The 14679-nt window shown below is 63.9% G+C and carries 10 protein-coding genes; 5 read left to right on the forward strand and 5 right to left on the reverse strand.

Going from position 1 to position 14679, the window contains the following annotated elements; genetic code table 11:
- The 3 genes from QX034_RS08930 to QX034_RS08940 all read right to left on the reverse strand — a co-directional run bounded on the left by QX034_RS08930 (position 1) and on the right by QX034_RS08940 (position 4671).
- Positions 1–1887, reverse strand: coding sequence for an extracellular solute-binding protein (locus tag QX034_RS08930; protein WP_315702920.1), 1887 nt, complete (start codon positions 1885–1887; stop codon positions 1–3).
- Positions 1884–3794: an extracellular solute-binding protein gene (locus QX034_RS08935; protein WP_315750822.1), complete on the reverse strand. Its 1911-nt coding sequence runs from the start codon at positions 3792–3794 to the stop codon at positions 1884–1886. The genes QX034_RS08930 and QX034_RS08935 overlap by 4 nt, the downstream gene beginning before the upstream one ends.
- A gap of 325 nt (positions 3795–4119) precedes the next feature.
- Entirely contained in the window at positions 4120–4671 is a 552-nt protein-coding gene (locus QX034_RS08940; protein ID WP_315768784.1) for a c-type cytochrome, read from the reverse strand.
- Between the two features lie 212 nt (positions 4672–4883).
- On the opposite strand from QX034_RS08940, the gene QX034_RS08945 reads away from it, so the two are divergent.
- The gene (locus QX034_RS08945) at positions 4884–5624 is read left to right on the forward strand and encodes a 3-deoxy-manno-octulosonate cytidylyltransferase (protein ID WP_315703190.1); all 741 of its coding nucleotides are present in this window, start codon (positions 4884–4886) and stop codon (positions 5622–5624) included.
- Positions 5625–5641: 17 nt separating this feature from the next.
- A complete protein-coding gene (locus QX034_RS08950; RefSeq protein ID WP_315743958.1) occupies positions 5642–6502 on the forward strand; it encodes a prephenate dehydratase in 861 nt (286 codons plus the stop codon).
- A gap of 152 nt (positions 6503–6654) precedes the next feature.
- Here QX034_RS08950 and QX034_RS08955 read toward each other — a convergent pair whose 3' ends face one another.
- On the reverse strand, positions 6655–7671 hold the full coding sequence (locus QX034_RS08955; protein WP_315745411.1) for an LLM class flavin-dependent oxidoreductase: 1017 nt from the start codon (positions 7669–7671) through the stop codon (positions 6655–6657).
- A gap of 423 nt (positions 7672–8094) precedes the next feature.
- Here QX034_RS08955 and metF point away from each other — a divergent pair, with 423 nt between their 5' ends.
- The 3 genes from metF (at position 8095) to maiA (ending at position 13803) form a co-directional block, all read left to right on the forward strand.
- Complete coding sequence (gene metF, locus QX034_RS08960) at positions 8095–9012, forward strand: methylenetetrahydrofolate reductase [NAD(P)H] (protein ID WP_315702915.1); 918 nt, start codon at positions 8095–8097, stop codon at positions 9010–9012.
- Positions 9012–12914 carry a methionine synthase gene (metH, locus tag QX034_RS08965; RefSeq protein WP_316195325.1) on the forward strand — a complete coding sequence of 1301 codons (3903 nt, stop codon included), beginning with the start codon at positions 9012–9014 and terminating at the stop codon, positions 12912–12914. The genes metF and metH overlap by 1 nt, the downstream gene beginning before the upstream one ends.
- 226 nt (positions 12915–13140) lie before the next feature.
- Positions 13141–13803 (forward strand): maleylacetoacetate isomerase, encoded by a 663-nt coding sequence (gene maiA, locus QX034_RS08970; protein WP_316168423.1) that lies wholly within the window; start codon positions 13141–13143, stop codon positions 13801–13803.
- 89 nt (positions 13804–13892) lie between these two features.
- Here maiA and QX034_RS08975 read toward each other — a convergent pair whose 3' ends face one another.
- Complete coding sequence (locus QX034_RS08975) at positions 13893–14525, reverse strand: glutathione S-transferase family protein (RefSeq protein ID WP_315745415.1); 633 nt, start codon at positions 14523–14525, stop codon at positions 13893–13895.
- Between the last annotated feature and the right edge of the window lie 154 nt (positions 14526–14679).

The following is a 14679-nucleotide window of genomic DNA, read 5'->3' on the forward strand; positions in this document are numbered from 1 at the left end:
TTATTTCGTCTGCTCGAGCTTGGCCGCCTTGGCGGCGTCAAACCACCACATGTCCGGCACGCCGGCTGCCTGCGCGTATTTCGGCAGCCTGGCCGGATGGTCGAACTCGTCCCAATAGGCGATCGGATGGGTCGAGCGGTACCATTGCGGGACCCAATAACGCCCGGCCCGGAAGACACGATCGATCGCGCGGCAGGCCGCCGTCAGCTCGGCACGGTTTTCGGCCGCGATCGCCTTCTCGACCAGCGCGTCCATCGCAGGACTGACGATGCCCGCAAGGTTGTAGGAGCCCTTGGTCGAAGCCTCCTTCGAGCCGAAATACGGACGCAGGCTGTCGCCAGGGGTCGCCGACATCGAGAGCCGCTCCATGGCGATGTCGAAATCGAAGTCCTCGACGCGGGCACGAAATTGCACGGCATCGACGATGCGCAAACTGGCATCGATGCCGAGCTGCTGAAGGTTCTTGATGAAAGGCCCGTGGTGCGGCTGGAGCCCCACCTCATCGACCAGGAATTCGACGCTGAAGCGCTCGCCGTTGGGCAAGTAGCGCTTGCCGTCCTTGACCGTCAGCCCGGCTTCATTCAGCAGCTGCTGCGCCTTGCGCAGCAGGGTGCGGTCCTGGCCCGAGCCGTCTGAGACCGGCGGCACGAACGGCGATCCGAACACCTCGTCCGGCACCTGGCCGCGGAACGGCTCCAGCAGCTTCAGCTCTTCCGGCGAGGGCGGGCCCTCGGCGACCATGTCCGTATTCTGGAACGGCGAGACCAGGCGCGTATAGGCGCCGTACATGATGGTCTTGTTGGTCCATTCGAAATCGAAGGCGTAATTGAAGGCCTCGCGCACGCGCGGATCCTTGAACTTGTCGCGGCGGGTGTTCATGAACCAGCCCTGCCCTCCGGACGGCATCTCGTCCGGCAAGGTCTCGCGCTTGACGCGGCCGTCCTTCACGGCGGCGAAATCATAGCGCGTCGCCCAGATCCGGGCGGTGAACTCCTCGCGATAGAGATAGTTCTTGCCGGAAAAGCCTTCATAAGCGACGTCGCGATCGCGATAGAATTCGTAGCGGACCACGTCGAAATTGTAGCTGCCGCGGCAGACCGGCAGATCGGCTGCCCACCAGTCCTTGACCCGCTCATATTCGACGAAGCGGTTGATCTCGTATTTGCCGACTTTGTACGGCCCGCTGCCGAGCGGCACCTCGATCGTGGATTCCTCGAACGGATGCGCGGCATAATAGGTCTTGGAGAAGATCGGCAGGCTCGCGACATAGAGCGGCACGTCGCGGGCGCGATCCTTGGCGAAGGTCACGACCACGGTCGCGGCGTCCAGCGCCTCGGCCTTCTCCATGAAGCGCAGCTGCGTGACGATCAGCGCGTGGCCTTTTTCCTTGAGCGTGGTCAGCGACCACGCGACGTCCTGCGCCGTGATCTTCGAGCCGTCGTGGAAGCGCGCCTCGGGCCGCAGCGTGAAGCGATAGGACAGCTTGTCCGGCGAGATCGCCACCGACTTGGCCGCATAACCATACATCGCGTCCGGCTCGTCGGACGCCGACGCCATCAGCGACACGAAGGTCATGTTCATGCCCTGCGCGCCTTCGCCCTTCATGATGTAGGCGTTGAAGGAGTTGAAGGTGAAATAGGACTGGTTGTTGGACCTGGTCGTCGGGATGAACGAGAACAGGCCGCCTTTCGGCGCATCCGGATTGACGTAGTCGAAGTGATGAAAGTCGGCCGGATATTTCAGGTCGCCGAACGCCGACATGCCGTGGGATTCGGTCTCACCCTCGCTTGCAATGACGGGTCGCAGGACGCCAGCGCTCAGTGCGCCCAGACCAACGCCGAGCACACGCCGGCGCGACAATGGGAGCCGATGAAGCAGCCGGCTCAAGAGCGACCACCCGTCTTCGCGGCCTTCTCGGCATCCCACCACCAGATATCCGGAAAACCGGACAAGCCATACTTGGGAAGCTTCTCGGGATGGCCGAACCTATCCCATCGCGCGGTCCGCACCTTCGGGTAGTTCCATTGCGGAACCACGTAGTGGTTCCACAACAGCACGCGATCGAGCGCGCGCGTCGATGCGATCAGGTCATCGCGGCTCTTGGCGTAGATCACCTGGTCGATCAGCTTGTCGACGGCCGGATTCTTGATGCCGATGTAATTCTCCGAACCGTTGGAGTCGGCCGCCTGCGACCCCCAATATTCGCGCTGCTCGTTGCCGGGCGACAGCGACTCGCCCCAGGAGTGGATGGCCAGCACGTCGAAATCACGATTGCGCAGGCGATTTTCGTACTGGATCGCGTCGACGGCGCGGACAGAAACCGAACAGCCGAGCCGCTCGAGCGAGGGTTTGTAGAACAGCGCGACCCGCTCATAGGCCGGACTTTCGGTCAGAGTGAGCAGCTCGATACTCAGGGGCTGACCGGTCTTGGCGCTGATGAGCTTGCGCTCCCGTATCTCATAGCCCGCCTCCTTCAAGAGGCGCTGGGCCTCCAGCAGGTTGCGCCTGACAGCCTCGGGGCTACCGCCCACGGGATTGCTGTATTCGGTCGTAAACACCTCTGCCGGCACCTCGGCGCGGACCGTTTCCAGAATTTCCAGCTCACGCCCTTGCGGAAGCCCCGAAGATGCAAGCTCCGTCCCGTCGAAGTAGCTCGATATCCGCTTATAAGCGCCGTAGAAGAGCTGCTTGTTCATCTCCTCGAAATCGAACGCGAAATTGAGCGCCCGACGGACACGCGGATCCTTGAACTGATCGCGACGGATGTTCGGCACGAATGCCTGCATCACGCCGGAGCTGCGGTTTGGAAACTCCTCCAGCACTACGCGCTTGTCCTTGGCTGCCGGGAAGTCGTAGGCCGTCGCCCAATCCTTCGCAGAGCTCTCAGTTCGCCAATCGCATTGGTCGCCCTTGAATGCCACCAGTGCCACCCCACTGTCCCGCACGTAGTCGTAGCGATAGGTCTCGAAGTTGAACCGCCCGACATTGACGTTCAGATCGCGTCCCCAATAATTCTCGACCCGCTGGAGCACGATGGAACGTCCGGCATCGAATTCCTTGACGCGATACGGACCGGATCCGAGCGGCGGCTCCAGCGTAGTCGCGGAGATGTCGCGCTTCCGACCGTTGCTGTCAGTGCCTTCCCACCAATGTTTCGGCAGGACCGTCAGCTCACCGACGATCTGGGGCAGTTCGCGATTGCCCGGAGCATCGAAGGTGAACTTCACGTCGCGCTCGCCGATGGCCTCGGCGCCGACGACATGCTTGTAGTAGGCGCTGTAGCGCGGGTGGAAGGTCTTGAAGGACTGCAGCGAGAAGATCACGTCGGCCGGCGTGACGGGCTTTCCGTCGTTCCATTTGGCGTCGGCGCGCAGCCGGTAGATGACCCAGGAGAAGTCGTCGGGATGCTGCGCCGCTTCGGCCAGCAATCCGTACTCGGTGGCCGGCTCGTCGAGAGATCGTGCCGTCAAACTCTCGTAGATGTAGCCTGTGCCGACAGCGATCGAGCCCTTCACGCCGGCGATGACCGGATTGAAATTGTCGAACGTTCCGACCGGCGCCAGCCGCACCACGCCGCCTTTCGGCGCGTCCGGATTGACATAGTCGAACCGCTTGAAGTCGGGCGGATATTTGACGTCACCGAACAGGGACAGCGCGTGACGCCAGGCTGGCTCGCTGGCCGATTGGGCCTGAGCCGCGGTGGTGAAGGCCGGAAGGCTCGCGGTGGCCCCGAGCGCCGGGGTCATCGCGGCCAAGGCGCTGCTCTTGAGAAGCTGTCGTCGGGTAATCGCCAAATGAGGGGTCCTTTGCAGAGAGCCTTATGCAGAGAGCCTTGGCCGACACGCGAGGGGATCGCGGTCAACCGGCATTGCGCTCCAGTGTAGTGAGCTTCGTCAGTCCGGAAAACACAGTCCGATGATCCGGTCCGGGTTCCATTCAGAGCGCAATATACGGCAAGGATTCGGCAAATAACGTTGCTTTTTCCTCATGATATCAGGTTGTGAACGGGGCCGCTGCGGCGAAAGGTCCCAAACCGCCCCGAAGCCTCTCCGATACGAAAACGGCCAGGCAAGGCCTGGCCGTCAACGTCACTGGATGCGGGAAGGTCCACGCGAGGGATTACTTGGCCGCGGTGGGCAGCGGCGCCGGGTTGTCCGACAGCGAGTTGAGATAGGCGAGCACGTCGGCCCGCTCGCTGTCCTTCTGGACGCCGGCAAACCCCATCACGGTGCCCGGGACGAAGCCCTTGGGGTTGGCGATGAACTGGTTGAGGTCGTCGATGGTCCAGGTGCCGCCCTTGGCCTTCATGGCCGCCGAGAAGTTGAAGCCGTTGCGGCCTTCACCCTTGTGATCGCCGACGATACCGTAAAGGTTCGGACCGACGCGATTGGGGCCGTTCTTCTCGAAAGTGTGACAGGCCGCGCACTTCTTGGCCGCCGCTTCACCCTTCTGGACCGAAGCGGTCTGCAGCAGCTTCTCGATCGGCTCGGCCGCAGCGGGAGCCGCGGCTTCCTTAGCCCCGCCTGCGGTCTCCTTGACGGCAATCTCGAAGCCCGGCTTTTCCGGCAGTTTGGGCGCAAACAGCGCATTGGCGGTGAAGCTCGTCACGAGCAGAACGAGACAGGTGGCCAGCACGGCCCCGAGAATCTTATTGAGTTCGAAGGAGTCCATTGTGGCGTCAGGCTCCGCGGGCAAATTTCATCGTTGGGCCGCAGTCGCGGCCAATGGTCGCCGACAAGGAATCGAGCCTTCGCGCCGCCCCCTTCGGCAGAAGTGAGATATCGGTTTGCCCGTGCTCTGGCAACCCGTATAAGCGGCCCGTCGTTCGGCCCTCCACCAAGCCGGACCGCATGTTGCGACCCTTTCCGACCTGCCGTTTCAGAATGACCGATTCCCGCACCTTGGTGCTGATCCCCGCTCGCATGGCCTCGACCCGTCTGCCGGGCAAGCCGCTGATGGATATCGGCGGGCTGCCGATGATCGTGCACGTGCTCCGGCGTGCCCAAGAGGCTGCCATCGGCCGCGTGGCGGTGGCGACCGACACGCCTGAGATCGCGGCAGCCGTGACGGCCGAAGGCGGCGAGGTGGTGATGACCAGGCCCGATCATCCCTCGGGCTCGGACCGGGTCTACGAGGCGCTGTGCAAGCTCGACCCCGAGCGCCGGGCCGAGATCGTGGTGAACCTGCAAGGCGATTTCCCCACCATCGACCCGCAGAACATCCGCGATGTGCTGCCACCGTTGGCCGACCCTGCCGTCGACATCGCAACGCTGGCGGCGCAGATCCATACCGAGGAAGAGAGCCTCAACCCCAACGTCGTGAAAGCGGTCGGCTCGCCGCTGGGCGGCCGCCGGCTGCGCGCGCTCTATTTCACCCGGGCCACCGCGCCCCATGGCGAGGGACCCCGCTACCATCATATCGGCCTCTACTCCTATCGCCGCGCGGCGCTGGAGCGCTTCGTCAGCCTGCCGCCTTCCGCGCTCGAACTGCAGGAAAAGCTGGAGCAGCTCCGGGCGCTCGAAGCCGGCATGCGGATCGACATTACCCTCGTCGATTCGGTGCCGCGGGGCGTCGATACCCCGGCCGATCTCGAAACCGCGCGACGGCTGCTGTCCAAGATCTGATCTGTTAGAAGGCCCTCATGAGCAAGATCCTGAAAATCGCGTTCCAGGGCGAGCCGGGAGCCAATTCCCACATCGCCATTTCCGAAGCCTATCCGAGCGCCGAAGCGGTCCCCTGCGCCACCTTCGAGGACGCGCTGTCCGCGATCTCCTCCGGCGAGGCCGATCTCGGCATGATCCCGATCGAGAATTCGGTCGCGGGCCGGGTCGCCGACATCCATCATTTGCTGCCCGCCTCTGGCCTCTACATCATCGGCGAATGGTTTCTGCCGATCCGCCATCAGCTGATGGGCATCAAGGGCGCCAAGCTCGCCGACATCAAGACGGTCGAAAGCCACGTCCATGCCCTCGGCCAGTGCCGCCGCATCATTCGCCAGCTCGGCATCCGTTCGATCGTGGCCGGCGACACTGCCGGAAGCGCCCGCATCATCGCCCAGCGCGGCGACAAGAGCGCCGCCGCGATCGCCTCACGGCTCGCCGCCGAGATCTATGGCCTCGACATCCTCGCCGAGGACGTCGAGGACGAGGCCCACAACACCACCCGTTTCGTGGTGCTGGCGCGCGAGCCGCAATGGGCCGAGCAGAACTCCGGTCCGCTGGTCACCACTTTTGTTTTCCGCGTCCGCAACCTTCCGGCAGCGCTGTACAAGGCGCTCGGCGGCTTCGCCACCAACGGCGTCAACATGACCAAGCTCGAAAGCTACATGGTCGACGGCAATTTCTTCGCCACGCAATTCTACGCCGACGTCGACGGCCACCCCGAGGACAAGGGCCTCGCCTTTGCGCTGGAAGAGCTGAAATTCTTCTCGCGCGAATTCCGCATCATCGGCGTCTACCCTGCGCATCCGTTCCGGGCGACCTTCAGCGAGAAGCAGGAGTAATGCTCAGCTGATAGACACCAGCCCGTCATTCCGGGGCGCGCATGCAATGCGCGAGCCCGGAATCTCGAGCTTGGCTTGCATTCTTTTGCAACAGATCTGGATTCCGGGTTCGAGGCCTACGGCCTCGCCCGGAATGACTGTGAGTTCGGCCATCACGCCGCGGCCTTCTCCAATCCGAACGCCTCCGCCAGCAGGCTGTAGGAGCGCTTGCGCGCCTCGTGGTCGAACACGGCGGTGATCACCATCAGCTCGTCCGCCTGGCTCGTCGCGATCATCGGATCGAGTTTGGCCCGCACCGTCGCCGGCGAGCCGACGAACAGCCGCGAGCGGTTACGCGCGATCGAGGCGCGCTCGGCCTCCGTATACGGATAGGCCGCGGCCTCCTCCGGGCTCGGCAGCGGCAGGTATTCGCCGCGGTCGCGCCTGAGACGATTCAGATCCATGGATGACGCCAGCCGCTCCGCCTCCGCGTCGGTGTCCGCGGTCACGACGGCCACGGCCAGGATCGCATGCGGCTCGCTGCGCCAGCGCGACGGCTGAAAATGGGCGCGATAATTCGTCATCGACGTGATCGCGTCATGGCTGGCGAAATGATGCGCGAAGGCAAAACCCATCCCGACCTGTGCGGCGAGCTCGCTCGAATAGTCGCTGGAGCCGAGCAGCCAGATCGGCGGCAGCGGGGTGTCGTCCGGCATCGCGATCACCTTGTGATAGGGATGGCCGGCGGGAAATTCGCGCGTCTCCCACAAGGTCAATTCGTGCAGCCGCTCCAGGAAGTCGTCGCCCTCGCGGCGGTCGAGCCGGCTGCGCAGCGCGTAAGCCGTCGTGCCGTCGGTGCCGGGCGCGCGGCCGAGGCCCAAATCGATACGACCGGGAAACAGCGCCTCCAGCATCTTGAAGCGCTCGGCCACGACCAGCGGCGCGTGGTTGGGCAGCATCACCCCGCCGGAGCCCACCCGGATGCGCTTCGTGACCGCCGCGATCTGCCCGATCATCACGTCCGGCGCCGGGCTCGCGACCGACGCCAGGCTGTGGTGCTCGGCGAGCCAATAGCGGACGTAACCGAGCTCATCGACATACCGCGCCAGATCGATGCTGTTGCGGAGCGCCGCGGCCGGCTTGGTCGCGGTGGTGGTAACGGAGAGGTCGAGGACTGAAAGCGGGATCATGGCTCAAAAACTCGCGCGCGTGAGCCGATAAGGTAGTGGGCAGCGGGCGCCCGACAAAGAGGGCCGTCCCACGGGTCAGGGCTGTGGCGCTAGGATAGCTCGGCAGGACGCATAGGCAGGACGCATAGTGGGACATTTCTTCTTGTATACATAAACCATGTAATTCTACCCAACGATAAAGTTAGCCGCAATCTGCTAGATTCGGCGAAATTCAGCCAATCTCTCTCAAAAATACTCATTTTTTTGCCCAACAAGCTAAGCTATAGATCTTCAATTTACGCCAAAATAAAAGAATATCGTGGGCAATTTCCCACGTACGGTGGGCTATTTGCTGCAATGCATTTCGCTTATCTTACCTCCCCAGCGAGCCGGTGGGGCTCTTGATCTGACATTTACTACGCGGAATCCGGAGTCTGCGCTGCCATGACCGAGCTTTCGACGCCGATCTCGAACGGACATGCCGGGCTGCCACGGCCAAGGATCTCGTTCGAGTTCTTCCCGCCGAAGACCGGGGAGATGGAAAAGACGCTGTGGGCTTCGATCGAGCGGCTGGCGCCGCTCGAGCCGAACTTCGTGTCGGTGACCTATGGCGCGGGCGGCTCGACCCGTGAGCGCACGCACGCCACCATCGCCCGCATCCTCAAGGAAACCAGCCTGCTGCCTGCCGCGCATCTCACCTGCGTCGGCGCATCCCGCGGCGAGATCGATGAAATCGTCGACCGCTATTACGAAGTGGGCGTCCGCCACATCGTGGCGTTGCGCGGCGATCCACCCGGCGGCATCGGTACGCCCTATTACACCCATGCCGACGGCTATCAGACCTCGCCGGAACTGATCGCCGGCATCAAGCGGCGCCATCCCGACATCGAGATCTCGGTCTCGGCCTATCCAGAGAAGCACCCGGAGAGCCCGACCTTCGATGCCGATATCGACATGCTGAAAGCAAAGGTCGATGCCGGCGCGACGCGCGCGATCACCCAGGTGTTCTTCGACAACGACCTCTATCTCCGCTACCTCGACCGCGTCCGCGCCCGCGGCATCGATATCCCGATCGTGCCGGGCATCATGCCGATGCACAATTTCAAGCAGGCGCGCGGCTTCGTCACCCGGGCCGGCACCACCGTGCCGGACTGGCTTGCGGAAAAGTTCGACGGCCTCGATGACGATCCTGAAACGCGCAAGCTGGTCGCGGCGACCGTCGCGGCCGGCCAGGTGCAAAAGCTCGCCAAGCAGGGCGTCGACACCTTCCATTTCTACACCATGAACCGCGCCGACCTCGTGTTCGCGATCAGCCATCTGCTCGGCATCCGCCCGAAGCTCGCCAAGAAAGTCGCCGCCTGATGTCCGTTCCGACCTCTCCCAAGGAATCCGCAAAGCGCACCGCCTTTCTTGCCGCCGCCCGCGAGCGCATTCTGATCCTCGACGGCGCCATGGGCACGATGATCCAGGCGCTGCAGTTCGACGAGGCCGCCTTCCGCGGCGAACGCTTCAAGGACTTCCATCGCGACCTCCGTGGCAACAACGACCTGTTGATCCTGACGCAGCCTGACGCGATCGAGGACATCCACGCCGCCTACTTGCGTGCCGGCGCCGACATCGTCGCCACCAACACCTTCTCTGCCACGTCGATCGCGCAAGCCGATTACGACCTCAGCGACATCATCTATGAGCTGAACCGCGAGGGCGCGCGTCTGGCGCGCAACGCCGCGCAACGCGTATCGGCCGAGGACGGCAAGCCGCGTTTCGTCGCCGGCGCCATGGGCCCGACCAACCGTACCGCCTCGATCTCGCCCGATGTCGCCAATCCCGGCTACCGCGCCGTGACCTTCGACGATTTGCGGCTGGCCTATGGCGAACAGGCACGCGGGCTGCTGGACGGCGGCGCCGACCTCCTGCTGGTCGAGACCATCTTCGACACGCTCAATGCCAAGGCCGCGCTCTATGCCATCGCCGAGCTCTGCGATGAACGCGGCATCGATGTGCCGGTTATGATCTCCGGCACCATCACCGACAAGTCCGGCCGCCTGCTGTCGGGCCAGTTGCCGGAGGCGTTCTGGAATTCGGTGCGGCATGCCAAGCCGGTCACGATCGGCTTCAACTGCGCGCTCGGCGCCGAGGATCTGCGCGCCCATATCGCCGATATCGGCCGCGTCGCCGGCACGCTGGTCTGCGCCTATCCGAACGCCGGCCTGCCCAACGAGTTCGGCCAGTACGACGAGACGCCGGACTACATGGCGCGGCTGATCGGCGAGTTCGCCCGCGACGGCCTCGTCAACATCGTTGGCGGCTGCTGCGGCACCACGCCGGACCATATTGCAGCCATCGCCGCCGCGGTCGCTCCGCACAAGCCGCGCGTGGTGCCCGAGATCCCACCGCGGCTGCGGCTGTCCGGCCTCGAGCCGTTCGAGCTGACGCCCGCCATCCCGTTCGTCAATGTCGGCGAGCGTACCAACGTCACCGGCTCGGCGAAATTCCGCAAGCTGATCACCGCCGGCGACTACACCGCGGCGCTTCAGGTCGCCCGCGACCAGGTCAATAACGGCGCTCAGGTCATCGACGTCAACATGGACGAGGGCCTGTTGGATTCGGAAGCCGCGATGCGGACTTTCCTCAATCTCGTCGCGGCCGAGCCGGACATCGCCCGCGTGCCCGTCATGGTCGATTCCTCGAAATTCCACGTGATCGAGGCCGGGCTGAAATGCGTCCAAGGCAAGCCGGTGGTGAACTCGATCTCGCTGAAAGAGGGCGAGGAGAAGTTCATTCATGAGGCCAAGATCGCTCGCCGCCACGGCGCCGCCGTCGTCGTGATGGCGTTCGACGAGACAGGTCAGGCCGACACCTATCAGCGCAAGACCGAGATCTGCGCCCGAGCTTACAAGATTCTGACCGAGACCATCGGCTTCCCGCCGGAAGATATCATCTTCGATCCCAACATCTTCGCGATCGCCACCGGCATCGAGGAGCACAATAATTACGGTGTCGACTTCATCGAAGCCACGCGCTGGATCAGGCAGAACCTGCCGCATGCGCATGTCTCGGGCGGCGTCTCCAACCTGTCCTTCTCGTTCCGCGGCAATGAGCCGGTGCGCGAAGCGATGCATTCGGTGTTCCTGTATCATACCATCAAGGCCGGCATGGACATGGGCATCGTCAATGCCGGGCAGATGATCGTCTATGACGACATCGATCCCGAGCTGCGCCAGGTTTGCGAGGACGTCGTGCTCAACCGCGACCCCGGCGCCGCCGAGCGCTTGCTGGCGCTGGCCGAGAAATTCCGCGGGCAAGGCAAGCAGACCAAGGAGGCCGATCTCGCCTGGCGCGAGTGGCCGGTCGACAAGCGCCTCAGCCACGCGCTGGTGCACGGCATCACCGAGTTCATCGAACAGGACACCGAAGAGGCGCGCGCGGCAGCAACCCGTCCGCTCGACGTGATCGAAGGCCCGCTGATGGCCGGCATGAACGTGGTCGGCGACCTCTTCGGCGACGGCAAGATGTTCCTGCCGCAGGTCGTCAAATCTGCCCGCGTCATGAAGCAGGCTGTGGCCTATCTGATGCCATTCATGGAGGCCGAGAAGGCTGCCAACAAGGGCGTTGCCGCCGAACGCTCCAACGCCGGCAAGATCGTGCTCGCGACCGTGAAGGGCGACGTGCACGACATCGGCAAGAACATCGTCGGCATCGTGCTCCAGTGCAACAATTTCGAGGTGATCGATCTCGGCGTGATGGTGCCGGCGGCGAAAATCATCGAGACCGCCAAGGCCGAGAAGGCCGACATCGTCGGGCTGTCGGGCCTGATCACGCCCTCGCTGGACGAGATGGCTTATCTCGCCTCGGAGATGGAGCGGCAGAACCTGAACGTACCGCTGCTGATCGGCGGCGCGACGACCAGCCGCGTGCACACGGCTGTGAAGATCGACCCGAATTATCGCAATGGTCCGGTCGTCCATGTGAATGACGCCAGCCGCGCGGTCGGCGTCGCCTCCTCGCTTTTGTCGCCCGAGCGGAAGGTCGCCTATGCGGCCGATGTCCGCAGCGAGTATGAGAAGATCGCGGCCGCGCATCTGCGCGGCCAGGCCGACAAGAGGCGGCTGTCGCTCGCTCATGCCCGCGCCAACGCGCCGAAGATCGACTTTGTCAAGGCGCGGCCGGTGAAGCCGACCTTCCTGGGCGTGAAGAGCTTTGCCGATTACGACATCGCCGAGCTCGTGCCCTATATCGACTGGACGCCGTTCTTCCAGACCTGGGAGCTCGCCGGCCGCTTCCCCGCCATTCTCGATGACGCCAAGGTCGGCGAGGCCGCAGGCGCGCTCTATGACGATGCGCGAAAAATGCTGGACCGCATCGTCAAGGAGAAGTGGTTCACCGCGCGCGCCACGATCGGCTTCTGGCCGGCGAACGCTGTCGGTGACGACGTCGTGCTTTATGCCGACGAGAGCCGTGCCAAGCCGATCGCGACGCTGCACACGCTGCGCCAGCAGCTCGAGAAGCGCGAAGGACGCTTCAACACTGCGCTGTCCGACTTCATCGCGCCGGCCGCCTCCGGCGTGCCCGATTATATCGGCGGCTTCGTCGTCACTGCGGGGATCGGCGAAGACGTGGTTGCCGACCGCTTCAAGAACGCCAATGACGACTACTCCTCGATCCTGGTCAAGGCGCTGGCCGACCGGCTCGCCGAAGCCTTTGCCGAGCGCATGCACGCGCGCGTCAGGCGCGAGTTCTGGGCCTATGCGCCGGACGAAGCTCTCTCGAATGACGAACTGATATTGGAGAAGTATCAGGGCATCCGCCCCGCGCCGGGCTATCCCGCGCAGCCCGATCACACCGAGAAGGCGACGCTGTTCGAGCTGCTGGACGCGGAGAGGAATGCCGGGGTCAAGCTGACCGAGAGCTTCGCGATGTGGCCGGGTTCGTCGGTGTCGGGACTTTATTTTTCGCATCCCGAAAGCTTCTATTTCGGCGTCGGCAAGATCGAGCACGACCAAGTCGAGGATTACGCCGCGCGCAAGGGCATGAGCGTGGCCGAGATCGAGCGCTGGCTGGCGCCGATCCTCAACTACATCCCATCGCAGGTCGCAGGTTCGAACAGCGCCGCCGCAGCTGCCGCCCCATCCGGAGCCGCCGCGCCCGTTGCCGCCAACGACGAAGCCGCAGCAAGCGCCGCGAACGGCCTCGCCTCGCATCCGCAAGGGTGCACCTGTGCCGTGCATCTCGCCTGGCGCAAGAAAGCGGTCGGCGCGAAGTAATTAGTTCTTCGCATCATCCGCCAGACCCCAAGGCCGCAGCTCCGCCCTGTGCTGTCATGCCCCGCTTCAAGCGAGGCATCCAGCACGCGCAGCCTCTCGACCGATCACCACCGTCTCGGAATACTGGATCGCCGGCCGTCGCGGGCGATGACAGTCTTATTACTATCGCGAGCCGTAACAACTCGCATAGTCTCTCCTGCCTGGCTCGATCGGACGAGGCACATCCATGAAATTCTATTCCTTCTGGCGATCGCTGGCGAGTTTTCGGGTGCGCATTGCGCTCAATATCAAGAACGTGGCGCACGACGTCGTGTTCGTCGACATCGACAAGCAGGAGCATCGCGGCAACGACTACGCCGGTGTCAATCCGCAGATGGCGCTGCCTTCGCTGGTGCTCGACGACGGCACCGTGCTGTTCCAGTCGCTCGCGATCCTCGAATATCTCGAAGAGACCTATCCCGCGCCGGCACGGCTGCCCGCTGACGCCGCCGGTCGCGCCCGCGTGCGCGGGCTTGCTGCGATGGTCGCCTGCGATGCCCATCCGCTGACCGTGCCGCGCGTCCAGCGTTATCTGACCGAGACGCTCAAGATCAGCAACGAGCAGAAGGCGGCATGGCTGCGGCACTGGGCGGCCGAGACGTTAAGCGCCTTGGAGGCGCAGCTCGCCGATCATCCCGCGACCGGGTCTTACGCGCATGGCGAGGGGCCGACGATCGCCGACATCTGCCTGGTCGGCCACGTCACCTTCGCGATGAACCAGAGCATCGATATGGCGCCCTATCCGACCGTGACGCGCATCTTCGAAACCGCGATGGCGCTGCCGGCCTTCGCGGCTGCACATCCGCTGGCGCAACCGGATACGCCGGAGGCGATGCGGCGGAAGATGTAGGCCGCTTGCCTGCCTGCTCGCAAAGGCAGGCGCGGTGTCCCTCCGGCCAAGGAAGGATCAGATCGAGCTTGCAGCAGCCTCCGGAGTCGTCAATCCCCGCTCGGCGGCACGAGCGGCTGCACGATCTCGCAAAACGCCGGCAGGGCCTCGCAGCGGGCTGCGTGCGCCGCCAGCGCCGGATAGCGGCTGCCATCGAACAGATGCGGATGCGCCTCAGTGGTGAAGCGCAGCACACAGGCCACCGCGATATCGGCGTGACCGATGCGTTCGCCATACCACCACGGCGTCGTGACCGATGCGCGCTCCGTCTCCAACGCCGCGAGCACACCTGCGATCTGCGCCTCGCAACGCTCGACCCATAGCTTCAGCTGGTCCTTGCGCAGCACGCGCTCATAGACCAGGCTGACCGCCTTGTCGCCGAGACCCGTCGCCAGCGCGACCGTGCGCAGCTGCCTCCGCCGATCGGCGCCGCGGCTCGCCAGCATCGCCCTCTCCGGCCCGACGGTTTCGTCGAGATGGTCGAGGATCGCAGCGGAATCGATCAGCGCTTCGCCGCTGTCGAGTACCAGCACCGGTACCCGCAGCAACGGATTGTATTGTGCGATCTTGTCGGCGTCCCCGAAGGTGGACCACGGCCGATGCTCGAACGGGAGGCCGTAAAGCTTCAGCGCGATCGCGCTGCGGCGGACGAAGGGCGAGTCGTATTGGCCGATCAAGAACATGAATGTCACCTCCTCATGCCATTGAAACGAGTTTCACCGACGATATCATCTGTTATCGGAGCGATGGACTATGACAGGGAGCTTGGCTGGAATGCGAAGCAATCCGTTCATGAGTGCCGGAAACGCGATCGCATCTCACTTCCGTGTTTGGAAG

It is taken from the genome of Bradyrhizobium sp. SZCCHNR3119, from assembly GCF_032487775.1.
Taxonomy (GTDB): domain Bacteria; phylum Pseudomonadota; class Alphaproteobacteria; order Rhizobiales; family Xanthobacteraceae; genus Bradyrhizobium.